General features: G+C 37.7%; 16 protein-coding genes, 1 tRNA gene, 2 rRNA genes, 1 other RNA gene and 1 other annotated feature (2 of these 21 cut by a window edge). Of the genes, 16 read left to right on the plus strand and 4 right to left on the minus strand.

Annotated features, from left to right (window positions below):
- Nucleotides 1-326: ribosomal RNA gene (locus BGI23_RS00055) — 23S ribosomal RNA — on the plus strand (it extends 2597 nt beyond the left edge of the window).
- Between the two features lie 50 nt (nt 327-376).
- A 5S ribosomal RNA gene (gene rrf / locus BGI23_RS00060) occupies nt 377-492 on the plus strand.
- Between the two features lie 34 nt (nt 493-526).
- Here the strand turns inward: rrf and BGI23_RS00065 are convergent.
- Nucleotides 527-1528: a YaaC family protein gene (locus BGI23_RS00065; protein ID WP_000554269.1), complete on the minus strand. Its 1002-nt coding sequence runs from the start codon at nt 1526-1528 to the stop codon at nt 527-529.
- A 115-nt stretch (nt 1529-1643) separates the two neighbouring features.
- Here BGI23_RS00065 and guaB point away from each other — a divergent pair, with 115 nt between their 5' ends.
- The 7 genes from guaB to BGI23_RS00100 all read left to right on the plus strand — a co-directional run bounded on the left by guaB (nt 1644) and on the right by BGI23_RS00100 (nt 8595).
- Nucleotides 1644-3107, plus strand: coding sequence for an IMP dehydrogenase (guaB, locus tag BGI23_RS00070; RefSeq protein ID WP_000264079.1), 1464 nt, complete (start codon nt 1644-1646; stop codon nt 3105-3107).
- Nucleotides 3108-3220: 113 nt separating this feature from the next.
- Nucleotides 3221-4528, plus strand: coding sequence for a D-alanyl-D-alanine carboxypeptidase DacA (dacA, locus tag BGI23_RS00075; RefSeq protein ID WP_012644137.1), 1308 nt, complete (start codon nt 3221-3223; stop codon nt 4526-4528).
- A gap of 161 nt (nt 4529-4689) precedes the next feature.
- Nucleotides 4690-5577, plus strand: a complete 888-nt coding sequence (pdxS, locus tag BGI23_RS00080) for a pyridoxal 5'-phosphate synthase lyase subunit PdxS (protein WP_000186156.1) — start codon at nt 4690-4692, stop codon at nt 5575-5577.
- A gap of 18 nt (nt 5578-5595) precedes the next feature.
- Complete coding sequence (pdxT, locus tag BGI23_RS00085) at nt 5596-6186, plus strand: pyridoxal 5'-phosphate synthase glutaminase subunit PdxT (protein WP_000238781.1); 591 nt, start codon at nt 5596-5598, stop codon at nt 6184-6186.
- 54 nt (nt 6187-6240) lie between these two features.
- Nucleotides 6241-6462: a binding site (T-box leader), on the plus strand.
- A 51-nt stretch (nt 6463-6513) separates the two neighbouring features.
- Nucleotides 6514-7788: a serine--tRNA ligase gene (gene serS / locus BGI23_RS00090; protein WP_000884181.1), complete on the plus strand. Its 1275-nt coding sequence runs from the start codon at nt 6514-6516 to the stop codon at nt 7786-7788.
- A gap of 156 nt (nt 7789-7944) precedes the next feature.
- Nucleotides 7945-8037: transfer RNA gene (locus BGI23_RS00095), tRNA-Ser, on the plus strand.
- A 165-nt stretch (nt 8038-8202) separates the two neighbouring features.
- Nucleotides 8203-8595 (plus strand): sigma factor-like helix-turn-helix DNA-binding protein, encoded by a 393-nt coding sequence (locus tag BGI23_RS00100; RefSeq protein ID WP_000364200.1) that lies wholly within the window; start codon nt 8203-8205, stop codon nt 8593-8595.
- A 35-nt stretch (nt 8596-8630) separates the two neighbouring features.
- Here BGI23_RS00100 and BGI23_RS00105 read toward each other — a convergent pair whose 3' ends face one another.
- The 3 genes from BGI23_RS00105 to BGI23_RS00115 all read right to left on the minus strand — a co-directional run bounded on the left by BGI23_RS00105 (nt 8631) and on the right by BGI23_RS00115 (nt 10602).
- Complete coding sequence (locus BGI23_RS00105) at nt 8631-9299, minus strand: deoxynucleoside kinase (protein ID WP_001053585.1); 669 nt, start codon at nt 9297-9299, stop codon at nt 8631-8633.
- Between the two features lie 2 nt (nt 9300-9301).
- A complete protein-coding gene (locus BGI23_RS00110) occupies nt 9302-9937 on the minus strand; it encodes a deoxynucleoside kinase (RefSeq protein ID WP_070805064.1) in 636 nt (211 codons plus the stop codon).
- 125 nt (nt 9938-10062) lie between these two features.
- Nucleotides 10063-10602, minus strand: coding sequence for a cysteine hydrolase family protein (locus BGI23_RS00115; RefSeq protein WP_000798716.1), 540 nt, complete (start codon nt 10600-10602; stop codon nt 10063-10065).
- Nucleotides 10603-10709: 107 nt separating this feature from the next.
- On the opposite strand from BGI23_RS00115, the gene tadA reads away from it, so the two are divergent.
- The 7 genes from tadA to BGI23_RS00155 all read left to right on the plus strand — a co-directional run.
- Nucleotides 10710-11210: a tRNA adenosine(34) deaminase TadA gene (tadA, locus tag BGI23_RS00125; protein WP_000439009.1), complete on the plus strand. Its 501-nt coding sequence runs from the start codon at nt 10710-10712 to the stop codon at nt 11208-11210.
- Between the two features lie 79 nt (nt 11211-11289).
- An RNA gene (ffs, locus tag BGI23_RS00130) (signal recognition particle sRNA large type) lies at nt 11290-11554 on the plus strand.
- 132 nt (nt 11555-11686) lie between these two features.
- Nucleotides 11687-13375: a DNA polymerase III subunit gamma/tau gene (dnaX, locus tag BGI23_RS00135; protein ID WP_000121557.1), complete on the plus strand. Its 1689-nt coding sequence runs from the start codon at nt 11687-11689 to the stop codon at nt 13373-13375.
- A 25-nt stretch (nt 13376-13400) separates the two neighbouring features.
- Nucleotides 13401-13727, plus strand: coding sequence for a YbaB/EbfC family nucleoid-associated protein (locus tag BGI23_RS00140; protein WP_001996460.1), 327 nt, complete (start codon nt 13401-13403; stop codon nt 13725-13727).
- A 14-nt stretch (nt 13728-13741) separates the two neighbouring features.
- Nucleotides 13742-14338 (plus strand): recombination protein RecR, encoded by a 597-nt coding sequence (gene recR, locus BGI23_RS00145; protein ID WP_000559169.1) that lies wholly within the window; start codon nt 13742-13744, stop codon nt 14336-14338.
- 14 nt (nt 14339-14352) lie between these two features.
- On the plus strand, nt 14353-14574 hold the full coding sequence (locus BGI23_RS00150; RefSeq protein ID WP_000466020.1) for a YaaL family protein: 222 nt from the start codon (nt 14353-14355) through the stop codon (nt 14572-14574).
- Between the two features lie 192 nt (nt 14575-14766).
- On the plus strand, nt 14767-15000 hold the 5' portion of the coding sequence (locus tag BGI23_RS00155) for a pro-sigmaK processing inhibitor BofA family protein (RefSeq protein WP_001089262.1). It continues 36 nt past the right edge of the window; only the first 234 of its 270 coding nucleotides appear in the window; it begins with the start codon at nt 14767-14769; its stop codon lies beyond the right edge, outside the window.

The following is a 15000-nucleotide window of genomic DNA, read 5'->3' on the forward strand; positions in this document are numbered from 1 at the left end:
GCGAGCTGGGTTCAGAACGTCGTGAGACAGTTCGGTCCCTATCCGTCGTGGGCGTAGGAAATTTGAGAGGAGCTGTCCTTAGTACGAGAGGACCGGGATGGACGCACCGCTGGTGTACCAGTTGTTCTGCCAAGGGCATAGCTGGGTAGCTATGTGCGGAAGGGATAAGTGCTGAAAGCATCTAAGCATGAAGCCCCCCTCAAGATGAGATTTCCCATAGCGTAAGCTAGTAAGATCCCTGAAAGATGATCAGGTTGATAGGTTCGAGGTGGAAGCATGGTGACATGTGGAGCTGACGAATACTAATAGATCGAGGACTTAACCATATAATATGTAGCAAATGTTATCTAGTTTTGAAGGAATATGCCTTCAATAGTTTGGTGATGATGGCAGAGAGGTCACACCCGTTCCCATACCGAACACGGAAGTTAAGCTCTCTAGCGCCGATGGTAGTTGGGACCTTGTCCCTGTGAGAGTAGGACGTCGCCAAGCAACTAAAAACACAAGTCTTTTGACTTGTGTTTTTTTATTTCCCATGAAATAGGTTCGGTTCTGTTAGTAAAAAATTCGAAATATAGTAAGGAATTTTTTGAGCAGAAATAGTAAGAAATTGATAAATAAATGGGTAATCTTCAGAGCCATAGCTTCCAAGTAAATCATACCACCAATCTGTTTCGTATCTAGAAATCATACTTAAATTGTAGAGCAATAAATAATGAACGAGAAGTTCAGGCAATACGGGTGTAGGATTTCTAGGGTCAGTTGTGAGTGGTAAGTAATAAGTATCAGCGAGATATTCGTAGTATAAAGGCGTACTATATATAGGATTCCACGATTGGATAGGAGCTGTAAAAAGTAAATTGGATGCGCTCGTTTTCCCGGGGACATGTTGCACGGATAAGTGCTTACAAATTGATTCAATATAACGTGAAAATCTTTCTGAAGTCATATGAAGTCGATCTAGTATATTGACTGAAAAGGAAAGTTCATTTGCATTTGTTGAATCAATTTTATATAAAGTGGAACCTCGCTGACTATAGCGAAATAAATTTTGTAATTCAGGAATATTCCCCATTAAATCCAACATGTTAAACTTCTCTGATTCTAAGTGTTTCATGTGAAACAGCTGTTCTGCAACATGAGTAAATAGTCCATTTTTTTGTACCTTTACCTCATCTTCTAAAAATTGATATCCCTGTTTTTTCCGCTTACGAGTCGTAACGCCATGAGCTAAAACAGTAGTGGATTCAGGATAGTTTGGATCAATAGTTAATAAGCATGCTTTAAAAAGTTGGCTCATTCCATAAAACAATAACATTGGCTGAATCGAAAAGGGAGCTACCTTATATAATTCGTAATAATTTTTCCCGTGCTCTAAATAATAAATAAAAGGATAACAATTTTCAAAACCTTTTTTTTCGGCATTTTGTATTGAGGATTTTTCATAACAACGGGCAAGATAACGTTGTACATTTTGAGATGAAAAGAAGAAACTTAGTTGCTGCCAAGTACAATGTGTTTGATGCATATATTACGCTCCTTTTATTGTCTAAAAATTCTAACATATATATACGTCCTTGACAGTATTTTAACCAATTGATAAGCTACTAATAATAATTTCTGGTATCATGGGGGGAACAATTATGTGGGAATCTAAATTTGTTAAAGAAGGTTTGACTTTTGATGACGTATTACTTGTACCAGCAAAGTCAGATGTACTACCAAGAGAAGTAAGTGTTAAAACAGTTTTATCTGAAAGCTTACAGTTAAACATCCCGTTAATTAGTGCAGGAATGGATACAGTAACAGAAGCGGATATGGCTATTGCAATGGCTCGTCAAGGCGGTTTAGGAATTATTCATAAAAATATGTCTATTGAACAACAAGCCGAGCAGGTTGATAAAGTAAAACGTTCTGAAAGTGGTGTTATTTCAGATCCTTTCTTTTTAACTCCAGAACATCAAGTGTATGATGCAGAGCACCTTATGGGGAAATATCGTATCTCAGGTGTACCGGTTGTAAATAATTTAGACGAGCGAAAATTAGTTGGTATTATTACAAACCGTGATATGCGTTTTATCCAAGACTACTCAATCAAAATTTCCGACGTAATGACAAAAGAACAGCTAATTACAGCTCCAGTTGGTACAACGCTAGATGAGGCTGAAAAGATCCTACAAAAGTATAAAATTGAAAAACTCCCTCTTGTTGATAACAACGGTGTATTACAAGGGCTTATTACAATAAAAGATATTGAAAAAGTAATTGAATTCCCAAATTCTGCGAAAGATAAGCAAGGGCGCTTATTAGTTGGAGCAGCAGTTGGTGTAACGGCTGATGCTATGACTCGCATTGACGCATTAGTAAAAGCTAGCGTAGATGCAATCGTACTTGATACAGCCCATGGACATTCTCAAGGCGTTATTGATAAAGTAAAAGAAGTTCGTGCAAAGTATCCATCATTAAATATTATCGCTGGAAATGTTGCTACTGCTGAAGCAACAAGAGCATTAATTGAAGCAGGGGCAAACGTAGTTAAAGTTGGTATTGGACCAGGCTCTATCTGTACAACACGTGTTGTAGCTGGGGTTGGTGTACCACAATTAACAGCAGTTTATGATTGTGCAACAGAAGCTCGTAAACACGGTATCCCAGTTATCGCTGACGGTGGTATTAAGTACTCTGGTGATATGGTTAAAGCTTTAGCAGCAGGAGCACATGTTGTTATGCTAGGTAGTATGTTTGCTGGTGTTGCTGAAAGTCCTGGTGAAACTGAAATTTATCAAGGTCGCCAATTTAAAGTATATCGTGGTATGGGTTCTGTCGGAGCGATGGAAAAAGGAAGTAAAGATCGTTATTTCCAAGAAGGAAATAAAAAACTTGTTCCAGAAGGTATTGAAGGACGAGTACCATATAAAGGACCTTTAGCAGATACGGTTCATCAATTAGTTGGTGGATTACGTGCAGGTATGGGATATTGCGGAGCACAAGATTTAGAATTCTTACGTGAGAATGCACAATTTGTTCGTATGTCAGGTGCTGGTTTACTTGAAAGTCATCCTCATCATGTACAAATTACAAAAGAGGCTCCAAACTACTCATTATAATGTCTTATATATAAATAGACGGAGATTTTATATCTCTGTCTATTTTTTTTTGATTATGTTAGAATAACGGTTATGTGAGTACATAGATATTGGGGGTAGCAAAAGTGAAAGGTATGTTTTGCAAAAGATTCATTGCACTAGTAACAATGCTTACACTAGCTTGTAGTATGTTGTTACCATATAGCAATGCATCAGCTGAAACAGGAGCTGCTTTAAATATTGAAGCAGGTGCGGCAATTTTAGTTGAAGCGAATTCTGGAAAAATTGTATATCAAAAGAATGCTGATGAATTATTATCCATTGCTAGTATGACGAAGATGATGAGCGAGTATTTAGTTCACGAAGCAGTGGATAAAGGAAAGCTTAAGTGGGATCAGAAAATTAAGGTTTCTGAATATGCGTATAAGGTTTCACAGGATGCTTCATTATCAAATGTGGCATTAGAAAATGGTGGCTCTTATACAGTAAAAGAGTTATACGAGGCAATGGCAATCTTCTCTGCAAATGGTGCAACGATTGCATTAGCAGAAGCAATTGCAGGTAAAGAAGTAGATTTCGTAAAAATGATGAATGATAAATCGAAAGAATTAGGGTTGAAAAATTATAAATTTGTCAATTCTACAGGTTTAACGAATAAAGATTTAAAGGGAATGCATCCAGAAGGAACAACAGCGGATGAAGAAAATAAAATGTCTGCAAAGGATGTTGCAACTTTAGCACAACATTTAATTAAAGATTATCCAAAAGTGTTAGATACAGCAAAAATCCCGAAAAAAGAATTCCGTCCAGAAAAAGAGAAGTTTGCAATGTCGAACTGGAACTGGATGTTAAAGGGCTTAGTTAAAGAATATGATGGCGTAGATGGCCTAAAAACAGGCTCAACTCCAGAAGCGGGAGATTGCTTCACTGGTACGGTTGAAAGAAACGGTATGCGTTTTATTTCTGTAGTGATTAAAACAAGTTCTCATACAGCACGTTTTGATGAAACAAAGAAGCTATATGATTATGGATTTGCTAACTTTGAAATGAAACAAATGTATAAAAAAGGTTCTTCAGTAAAAGGACAAGAAACAGTACGAGTAGAAAATGCGAAAGACAAAGATGTAGCAGTTCAAACGAAACAAGCCATTTCACTTCCAGTACCAAAAGGAAGTAAAGATGTTTATAAAACAGAATTAAAAGAATCAAGTAAGGGACAAGAGGCACCTATTAAAAAGGGAGCTGCGCTTGGTCAAATGGTAATTACGCCAAAAGATACAAACGATCCTGGGTTTTTAACTGGTAAGTCGTTACAAGTGGATCTTGTAACAACAGCTGAAGTAGAAGAAGCAAACTGGTTTACTCGTGCTATGCGCGGAATTGGTTCTTTCTTTAGTGGTATATGGAATAGTGCTGTTGATACAGTAAAAGGTTGGTTTTAAAAGCTCCTCATTGTAGGGGCTTTTTTTTATTCCTATTTTTCATACCGACTTTATGAAAAAGTAGTAGACAAGCATCTGATAGTTAGTGGTAGAATGTAAGAGTATTCTTAATTTTCGCCTTTAACGGGGAAAAGCAATTCACCTAGGGGGGTTTTTGTAACATGACAAATGTAACAGGGACAGAACGTGTAAAACGTGGAATGGCAGAAATGCAAAAAGGCGGCGTTATTATGGACGTAATTAACGCTGAACAAGCAAAAATTGCAGAAGAGGCAGGCGCAGTTGCCGTTATGGCATTAGAGCGTGTACCAGCAGATATTCGTGCAGCAGGTGGCGTTTCTCGTATGGCAGACCCAACAATTGTTGAAGAAGTTATGGGTGCAGTGTCAATTCCGGTTATGGCAAAATGCCGTATCGGTCACCTTGTAGAAGCACGTGTATTAGAATCATTAGGGGTAGACTATATCGATGAGAGTGAAGTATTAACTCCTGCCGATGAAGTATACCATTTAAATAAACGTGATTACACAGTTCCATTTGTATGTGGTTGCCGTGATATCGGAGAAGCTGCACGTCGTATTGCAGAAGGTGCATCTATGCTTCGTACAAAAGGCGAACCAGGAACAGGAAACATTGTAGAGGCAGTGCGTCATATGCGTCAAGTCAATGCAGAAATCCGTCAAGTTGCAAGTCTACGTGAAGATGAGTTAATGACATATGCAAAAAATACTGGTGCTCCTTATGAAGTACTACTTGAAATTAAACGCCTTGGTCGTTTGCCGGTTGTAAACTTTGCAGCAGGTGGTGTAGCAACACCAGCAGATGCAGCGTTAATGATGCAACTTGGTGCGGATGGTGTATTTGTTGGATCTGGTATCTTTAAATCAGAGAATCCAGCGAAATTTGCACGTGCAATCGTTGAAGCGACAACTCATTATGAGGATTACGAGTTAATTGCAAGCCTTTCTAAAGGATTAGGTAATGCGATGAAAGGTATTGAAATTTCAACGTTACTACCAGAGCAACGCATGCAAGAGCGTGGATGGTAATTGAAGGAGAACTTTAAAATGGTGAAAATCGGTGTACTAGGTCTTCAAGGTGCAGTTCGTGAACATGTAAAATCAGTTGAAGCAAGTGGTGCAGAAGCTGTTGTTGTAAAGCGTATAGAACAACTTGAAGAGATTGATGGTCTTATTTTACCAGGCGGTGAAAGTACAACTATGCGCCGTCTTATTGATAAGTATGCTTTCATGGAACCACTTCGTACATTTGCGAAATCTGGTAAACCAATGTTTGGTACATGTGCAGGAATGATTCTTCTCGCAAAAACACTTATTGGCTATGACGAAGCACATATTGGTGCTATGGATATTACAGTTGAGCGCAATGCGTTTGGACGTCAAAAAGATAGCTTTGAAGCTGCACTTTCTATTAAAGGTGTGGGAGAAGATTTTGTTGGCGTATTTATTCGTGCGCCGTATGTTGTAAATGTAGCGGATAATGTTGAGGTACTTTCTACACATGGTGATCGAATGGTAGCGGTAAGGCAAGGGCCGTTTTTAGCTGCTTCTTTCCATCCGGAATTAACGGATGACCATCGTGTAACAGCATACTTTGTAGAAATGGTAAAAGAAGCGAAAATGAAAAAAGTTGTATAAGTAACTTGCAACTTGTATAAGATTATAGTAAATTGATGGTAACAATTTTATAAAATAAGCGTGTTGATAGGAAGTAGTAACAAATGTCGTTTCTTATAGAGAGTCGATGGTTGGTGGAAATCGATAGAAACAGTTTGTGAATCCATCCTGGAATGGAATGTGGAATATCTTTATGATTAGTAAACATTCCCGGTGAAGAGCCGTTATTTCTACTTGAGAGGAAAGCGGTAATGCTTTCAACTAGGGTGGCAACGCGGGTTAACTCCCGTCCCTTTATATAGGGACGGGAGTTTTTTGTGTTTTATAAAATAAAAGGAGGAGTATATAATGCTTGATATTAAATTTTTACGTACAAATTTTGAAGAAGTAAAAGCTAAGTTACAGCATAGAGGCGAAGATTTAACTGATTTTGGTCGCTTTGAAGAATTAGATACGAGAAGAAGAGAACTACTTGTTCAAACAGAGGAACTAAAAAGTAAACGTAACGAAGTATCTCAACAAATCTCTGTATTGAAGCGCGAAAAGAAAGATGCAGAAGCTCTAATTTTAGAAATGCGTGAAGTTGGAGAAAAAGTAAAAGATCTTGATAACGAACTTCGTACAGTTGAAGAAGATCTAGAAAGATTGATGCTATCTATTCCAAATATTCCGCACGAATCTGCTCCAGTTGGTGAAACAGAGGATGATAATGTAGTAGCTCGCACTTGGGGAGAAGTGAAGGAATTTGCTTTTGAACCAAAACCACATTGGGATCTTGCTACAGATTTAGGAATTCTAGATTTTGAACGTGCTGGAAAAGTAACAGGAAGCCGCTTCGTATTCTACAAAGGTGCTGGCGCAAGATTAGAGCGTGCTTTAATTAGCTTTATGCTTGATCTTCATACTGATGAGCATGGATATGAAGAAGTATTACCTCCGTATATGGTAAACCGTGCAAGCATGACAGGGACAGGACAACTTCCGAAGTTTGAAGAAGATGCATTCCGTATTGAAAGTGAAGACTACTTCTTAATTCCAACAGCTGAAGTACCTGTAACAAATATGCACCGTGATGAGATCTTAAATAAAGAACAATTGCCTATAAGATATGCTGCGTTTAGCTCTTGTTTCCGTTCTGAAGCAGGTTCAGCTGGCCGTGATACACGTGGTTTAATTCGTCAGCACCAGTTCAATAAAGTAGAGCTTGTGAAGTTCGTAAAACCAGAAGATTCTTATGAAGAGTTAGAAAAACTAACAAATGATGCAGAACGCGTGTTACAATTATTAGAGTTGCCATATCGCGTTATGAGCATGTGCACAGGCGATTTAGGATTTACAGCAGCGAAGAAATACGATATCGAAGTATGGATTCCAAGCTATGGCACATATCGTGAAATCTCTTCTTGTAGTAATTTCGAGGCTTTCCAAGCGAGACGTGCAAATATCCGTTTCCGTCGTGAGCCAAACGGCAAACCAGAACATGTTCATACATTAAATGGATCTGGTCTTGCAATTGGACGTACGGTGGCAGCTATTTTAGAGAACTACCAACAAGAAGATGGTACAATTATAATTCCAGAAGTTCTTCGCCCTTATATGGGAGGAAAAACAGTTATTAAGTAAATTTATAAACATTCATCGGTATGAGTGATTGGTAATTATGAGCGTTGTCAGTACTATGATGTAGGAGAGGAAAAGTAAAATTTTCCTTTCCTCATAATTTATTTTAGTAGGGTTGACTAACTGTTTTTCTTTTGATATTATATTTGATGTCAATATGGAGGTATACCCAAGTCTGGCTGAAGGGATCGGTCTTGAAAACCGACAGGCGGCGAGAGTCGCGCGGGGGTTCGAATCCCTCTACCTCCTCCAGATATAATTGACAACAGCGCATATAAGTGGAGATTGGAGAACTCGTTACCACACGTAACGAGTTTTTATTTTAAAACCAATCATAAAGTATGGTGTAAGGCGATTTTGTCCTTATTACACACTCATATTCCGATGATTATCTTCATAGATATGAAAGGAGTCAACATGGATCTTATTATACAAACGTTTCCTTTAGATGGAAAAACTTTATATTATGTACAATGTCCTGTCTGTAAGAACAATAGAATTTTAAACAGTGGTGCAAATGTATCACGCATTATTAGCGATGATACATTCCGTAAACTTTGTGGTTGCACTTGTGATGTAAAGCAAACTGCAACAAAAGTAGAGGCACCAAAAAAAGTTAAAAAAGAAGCTGTAAAGAAAGAAGCAGCTCCAAAACGTACAGGTAAAGTATTAACAGCAGTAATTAACGGGAAAGAAATGACTGTTAAAGAGATTGCTGAGGCGTACGATATTAGTACAAGTACTGTTCGTCAGCGTATTAACGCTGGAAAACCTGAGAGTGAAATTATTGCTCCAACAAAGAAAAAGTAATTTAATAGAAAAACCCGTGCATATGCACGGGTTTTTTATTTTACAAGTTTACGTGTTTGTTTTAAAAAATGACCGATTTTTTTAATGATTGGTTCAATGGAATCGCCATCTTTTAAAATATCGTATTCATTAATGTTTAATCGTAAAACAGGGCATGAATTAAAGTTGTTAATCCAGTTTTCATAACGCCCATGCATCTCTTTCCAATACTCGATTGGTGTCTGCTGTTCCATCGGACGTCCACGTTCTTGGATACGATCAACAATATCATCGAAAGAACCTTCTAAGTAAATTAATAAATCTGGATGTGGGAAGTAAGGAGTCATGACCATAGCGTCAAATAAACCTTTATATGTTTCATAATCAGTTTCCGTCATTGTACCTTTTTCGTGATGCATTTTTGCAAAAATGCCAGTGTCTTCATAGATAGAGCGATCTTGAACAAAACCGCCACCGTATTCAAAAATTCTTTTTTGTTCTTTAAATCGTTCTGCTAAAAAATACACTTGTAAGTGAAAGCTCCAGCGTGTGAAATCAGCATAGAACTTGTCCAAATACGGATTAGAATCTACCTTTTCAAATGATGTGCGATACCCTAAAGCGTTAGCCAATGCAGTTGTCATAGTGGATTTACCGACACCTACTGTTCCAGCGATAGTGATTACTGCGTCATTTGGTATATCATATTTTTGCCTTAAATTCATTATTATTTCGACTCCTTTAAGAGAGTATTTTGAAGGGCAGATAGGATGACGTTTAAATCATCAGGATTTTTTACAAAATCCATATCGTCTCCGTTAAATTTCAATACTGGGATATCTGGATGGTCCTTTTTAAAAGCATCCATTGCTGTTTCATAATCTTTTGTGAGCTGTAGTAAGTAATTTGGATCCATATTTTTTTCGAATTCTCTTCCGCGCATGGCGATTCGCCTTTGTAATGTTTCTAAGCTAGCTGTTAAATAAACGATAACATTTGGAACTGGCATATCTTGTGTAAGGATACGATAGATTTGCATGTACTTGTCGTATTGAGAATCTTTTAATGTACGGGATGCAAAAATTACATTTTTGAATATATGATAATCCGCTACTACTGGCTTCCTTTGATTCAAATACTTTATGTTAATATCTTCTAATTGTTTGTATCTATTACAAAGAAAGAACATCTCTGTTTGAAAACTCCATTCGTCGAAGTCTTCATAGAACTTTCCTAAAAAGGGGTTTTCATCAACAATCTCTTTCAGTAAGTGGAGTTGCATGTGAGTTGAAATTTCCTTCGCAAGTGAAGTTTTTCCAACACCGATTGGTCCTTCAACCGTGATAAATGGTACTCCGGTCACGCTGTTTCCTCCTTTCAATCAGTGATTTACCGTGACTACTAAAAACACAAAACAGAATTATTGTAGCACAAGAGGGAAGCGAGCGGGTTAATTTGATATAAAAAGTTGGAAAATAGATATATGTATTAATTAAATTTTATTTGAAACGACGGTACTATATTTGCTTTTAATGTGGCTTCCATTATTTTTAAAGCATGCAGGTTATCCTGATCATCATTAGATGCAATACAGTCCTGTGGTACATACAATGTATAATTCCTCATATGAGCATCGTTAGCTGTAAAGAGGATACATATATTCCCGGCGACACCTGTTAATATTAGATTTTCTATTTTTAAATAGCCTAATAAAGAATTTAAAGGTGTTTCATAAAAAGCAGAGTAATGTGGTTTAATAAAAATGTAATCATCAGCATTTGGAGCGATCTTATGAATGATATTTTTACTATACTCATTTGTACAATGAGTAATCAATTGGTCAATATCAGACCTCCAAAGTTGATAATGGTCATTAATATAAATGATGGGGCAACCGAAGGATTTCATTGTTCTCTTTAATTGTAAAATAGGATTGGTTATAATTTCGCATTTTTTGGCTAGGATAGGCCCGTGTGAAAATTGAAAGTCATTAATCATATCGATAATGAGTAAGGCAGTATTCTTCATATGTAATCCCCTCTCTTTTTTCTTAGGGTGGATTGAATTTATAAAAGTTATCCCATGTGTAGTAAATGGAAATAAGTGTACTTTATTTGTAATGAAAGGACTATGTTATGGAACGTGATCAAGATATTTATTTTATGCAGTTAGCAATAGAAGAGGCTAAAAAAGCAGAGGCAATACAAGAAGTACCGATTGGGGCAGTTATAGTGTTGGATGGTGAAGTAATTAGTGTTGCTCATAATTTAAGGGAGACTGAGCAAAGATCGATAGCTCACGCTGAGTTGTTAGCTATTGATGAGGCGTGCAAAAAATTAGGGACATGGCGTTTAGAAGATGCGACGTTATATGTAACATTAGAGCCTTGTCCGATGTGTGCGGGTGGAATTGTTTTATCACGAGTAAAGCGAGTTGTATATGGTGCGAGTGATCCGAAAGGTGGATGTGCAGGGACATTGATGAATCTGTTAACGGATGAACGCTTTAATCATCAATGTGAAGTAGTAGCTGGTGTATTAGAAGAAGAATGCGGTACGCTGTTAACGAACTTTTTTAGAGCGCTTCGTAAAAAAAGAAAAGCGATTAAGAAATTAGAGAAAAGTAAAGAGAATTAACGTATTTGCATTTTATAAAAAAACAAGTTATACTGATAGTGCCTTTAATGAAGGCAACCGAATATTGGTTTTAACTTTGCCGTGCTAAGCGGGGAGGTAGCGGTGCCCTATACTCGCAATCCGCTCTAGCGAGGCCGAATCCCTTCTCGAGGTTATGTTGCTGTAAGGCCTGCCTTAAGTAAGTGGTGTTGACGTTTGGGTCCTGCGCAACGGGACCCCGTGAACCTTGTCAGGTCCGGAAGGAAGCAGCAATAAGCGGGTCTTCTCGTGTGCCGCAGGAGTGCCTGAACCGAGCTAACTGCTTAAGTAACGCTTATGGTACGTAATCGACAGAAGGTGCACGGCAGTTATATATGTATACAAAACTCACCTTAATACTAAGGTGGGTTTTTTGTATAGAAAATAACTTTTGGAATCTATAAACAGAATGGGTTATAATAAATGAGATAATAACCTTTGAGGGAGGCCGTATTTTCGTGTCATACCAAGCGTTATACCGAACATGGAGACCGCAAAAGTTTGAAGATGTAGTCGGTCAAAAGCACGTGACAAAAACGTTGCAAAATGCCCTTCTTCAAGAGAAAGTTTCACATGCTTATTTATTTTCTGGGCCGAGGGGAACAGGAAAAACGACAATTGCAAAAGTGTTTGCAAAAGCAATTAACTGTGAACATGCTCCGGTAGCTGAACCTTGTAATGAATGTCCTTCTTGTTTGGGGATTACACAAGGATCTATTTCAGATGTATTAGAAATTGATGCGGCTTCAAATAACGGTGTAGATGAAATTCGAGATATTAGAGATAAAGTAAAATATGCTCCAAGTGCTGTAGAATATAAAGTATACATTATTGATGAAGTTCACATGCTTTCCATGGGTGCCTTCAATGCGCTTTTAAAAACGTTAGAAGAACCGCCAGGACATGTTATCTTTATTTTGGCGACAACAGAACCGCATAAGATACCGCCTACAATTATTTCGCGTTGCCAACGTTTCGAATTTCGAAAGATATCAGTAAATGATATTGTTGAGAGATTATCGACAGTTGTGAACAATGAAGGTACGCAAGTAGAAGATGAGGCATTACAAATTGTTGCACGTGCCGCTGAAGGTGGTATGCGTGATGCGCTCAGTCTTATTGATCAGGCAATATCTTATAGTGATGAGACAGTTACAACAGAAGATGTATTAGCTGTAACAGGGTCTGTTTCTCAGCAATACTTAGGCAACTTAGTAGAATGTATACGTGAAAATGATGTATCAAGAGCATTACGTATCATAGATGAGATGATGGGTAAAGGGAAAGATCCAGTTCGCTTTATGGAGGATTTCATTTACTATTATCGTGATATGCTTTTATATCAAACTTCACCACAATTGGAACATATGTTGGAACGAGTAATGGTTGATGAGCAATTCCGGACGTTAAGTGAAGAAATGCAGCCGGAAGTAATCTATGAGATCATTCATACTCTTAGTAAAGCACAACAGGAAATGAAGTGGACAAATCATCCGCGAATTTTCTTAGAAGTTGTTATGGTACAACTGTGTCAACAGTTTATGATGCAAGCAAATGGTGCAGATCGTTTACAAGCAATTATGAACAGGATGCAGCAATTAGAGAAAGAGTTAGAACAAGTCAAAAAGAATGGTGTGCCGGCCGGTGTGCAGCAGGAAGTCAGAGAGACGCGTGCAGCACCAAAGCCAGTACGGACAGGAAGTATGAAGATACCTGTCGGACGCGTAAATGAAGTATTAAAGCAAGCGAAGCGTCAAGATTTAGAACAATTAAAAGCTGTATGGGGAGAGTTGTTAGGAAGACTCAAGGCATACAACAAAGTAGCGTTTGCTGTTTTATTAGAAAATAGTGAACCGGTAGCGGCTTCAGATGATACTTACGTTTTAGCGTTCCAATATGAGATTCACTGTAAAATGGCAAGCGAAAATCGAGAGGCTATGGATACAGTGGAACAAACTTTATTTGAATTGCTAAGTAAAAGATTAAATATGATTGCCATTCCAAAAAGTGAATGGGGTAAAATCCGTGAAGATTTTTTACAGCGTGAAGGTGGAAGTTCTGAAGAAAGCCCAGAGAAAAAAGAAGATCCTCTCATAGAAGAGGCTGTAAAATTAGTAGGGCAAGAACTCATTGAAATAAAAGAGTAATAATAATTAGGAGGAATTAATTATGATGCGTGGCGGAATGGGAAATATGAATAACATGATGAAACAAATGCAAAAGATGCAAAAGGAAATGGCAAAGGCGCAAGAAGAACTTGGCGAAAAAACAGTTGAAGGTACAGCTGGCGGCGGTATGATCACAGTTATTGCAAATGGTCATAAGCAAATTCTTGAAGTAAAAGTGAAAGAAGAAGTTGTAGATCCAGAAGATATCGAAATGTTACAAGACTTAGTGTTAGCTGCAACAAACGATGCACTTAAGAAAGCTGATGAACTTTCAAACTCTACAATGGGTAAATTTACAAAAGGCTTAAACTTACCGGGTGGAATGTTCTAGGAGGATATTGATATATGCATTATCCAGAACCAATATCAAAACTAATTGATAGTTTTATGAAATTGCCAGGAATCGGACCGAAAACAGCGGTTCGATTGGCGTTTTTCGTATTAGATATGAAAGAAGATGATGTGTTAGGTTTTGCAAAAGCACTTGTAAATGCGAAGCGAGACTTAGCATATTGTTCTGTGTGCGGGCATATTACTGACCGTGATCCTTGTTATATTTGTAACGATTCACATCGAGATCAATCAGTTGTTTGTGTCGTGCAAGAACCGAAAGATGTAATCGCGATGGAAAAGATGAAAGAGTATCAAGGTGTATATCATGTGTTACGTGGTGCTATCTCTCCAATGGAGGGAATTGGACCAGAAGACATTAATATCCCGCAACTTCTAAAGCGACTACACGATGAAACAGTACAAGAAGTAATATTAGCAACAAATCCTAATATTGAAGGGGAAGCTACAGCGATGTATATATCCCGCCTCTTAAAGCCGACAGGTATTAAAGTAACTCGTATTGCACACGGTCTGCCAGTTGGTGGAGATTTAGAATATGCAGATGAAGTGACACTGTCGAAAGCGTTAGAAGGTCGTAGAGAAGTATAAGAGGAGAAACAAAAATGTTCTTTCAAAAAAAGGGTAAATTGCGTAAAGAGTATGATGATAAGCTAATTGTACTATTAGAAAAGGTGAAGAATGAATGGTTACGTCAAAAGAGAATGGTTGAACAAAGTGTTGAACCATCTCAAGATGTACTTTGTTCTTTGAAAATAGCAGAGGCGAAATATTTCTTCTTGCTAAAAGAAGCGAAACGTCGTCCTGTAAAGATGGAGCAATGGTAAAAGGTTCTGCTGAAAAAGCAGAGCCTTTTTATTTTATTCGTTTGGAAAGATCGATTAATAGTTTTTGTGAAGAACGTGTAGCCGAATTAAGGTGAATAAGATGAAACGACTGGAGTTATATAATAAACGTTCTTTTTTATCGTCTTGTCCCATACAAATAAATGTGTATAGGTCATTCATAAGGAGGAAAAAATGAATTCTACAATTATTATTGTTGGTATTCTTGCGTTAGTTTTTATTTTCCTTGTTTTTGGTGTTTCTTCTAAGCCGTTGCGTTTTATAGGAAAAGCGCTCTTTCATGTTACTTTGGGAGTAGCATTACTTTTTATCGTAAATGTTGTAGGAACGTATTTTGATTTTCATATCCCAATTAACTTGGGCACCGCAACAATTACAAGTTTATTAGGCCTACCCGGTGTTGCTGCA

This window comes from Bacillus sp. ABP14, from assembly GCF_001831375.1.
In the GTDB taxonomy this organism is placed as follows: domain Bacteria; phylum Bacillota; class Bacilli; order Bacillales; family Bacillaceae_G; genus Bacillus_A; species Bacillus_A paranthracis.

Bases quoted from the DNA above. Each gene is read 5' to 3' on its own strand.
- BGI23_RS00065 (WP_000554269.1), bottom strand. From the start codon at position 1,528: ATGCATCAAACACATTGTACTTGGCAGCAACTAAGTTTCTTCTTTTCA.
- guaB (WP_000264079.1), top strand. From the start codon at position 1,644: ATGTGGGAATCTAAATTTGTTAAAGAAGGTTTGACTTTTGATGACGTA.
- dacA (WP_012644137.1), top strand. From the start codon at position 3,221: ATGTTTTGCAAAAGATTCATTGCACTAGTAACAATGCTTACACTAGCT.
- pdxS (WP_000186156.1), top strand. From the start codon at position 4,690: ATGACAAATGTAACAGGGACAGAACGTGTAAAACGTGGAATGGCAGAA.
- pdxT (WP_000238781.1), top strand. From the start codon at position 5,596: ATGGTGAAAATCGGTGTACTAGGTCTTCAAGGTGCAGTTCGTGAACAT.
- serS (WP_000884181.1), top strand. From the start codon at position 6,514: ATGCTTGATATTAAATTTTTACGTACAAATTTTGAAGAAGTAAAAGCT.
- BGI23_RS00100 (WP_000364200.1), top strand. From the start codon at position 8,203: ATGGATCTTATTATACAAACGTTTCCTTTAGATGGAAAAACTTTATAT.
- BGI23_RS00105 (WP_001053585.1), bottom strand. From the start codon at position 9,299: ATGAATTTAAGGCAAAAATATGATATACCAAATGACGCAGTAATCACT.
- BGI23_RS00115 (WP_000798716.1), bottom strand. From the start codon at position 10,602: ATGAAGAATACTGCCTTACTCATTATCGATATGATTAATGACTTTCAA.
- tadA (WP_000439009.1), top strand. From the start codon at position 10,710: ATGGAACGTGATCAAGATATTTATTTTATGCAGTTAGCAATAGAAGAG.
- BGI23_RS00140 (WP_001996460.1), top strand. From the start codon at position 13,401: ATGCGTGGCGGAATGGGAAATATGAATAACATGATGAAACAAATGCAA.
- recR (WP_000559169.1), top strand. From the start codon at position 13,742: ATGCATTATCCAGAACCAATATCAAAACTAATTGATAGTTTTATGAAA.
- BGI23_RS00150 (WP_000466020.1), top strand. From the start codon at position 14,353: ATGTTCTTTCAAAAAAAGGGTAAATTGCGTAAAGAGTATGATGATAAG.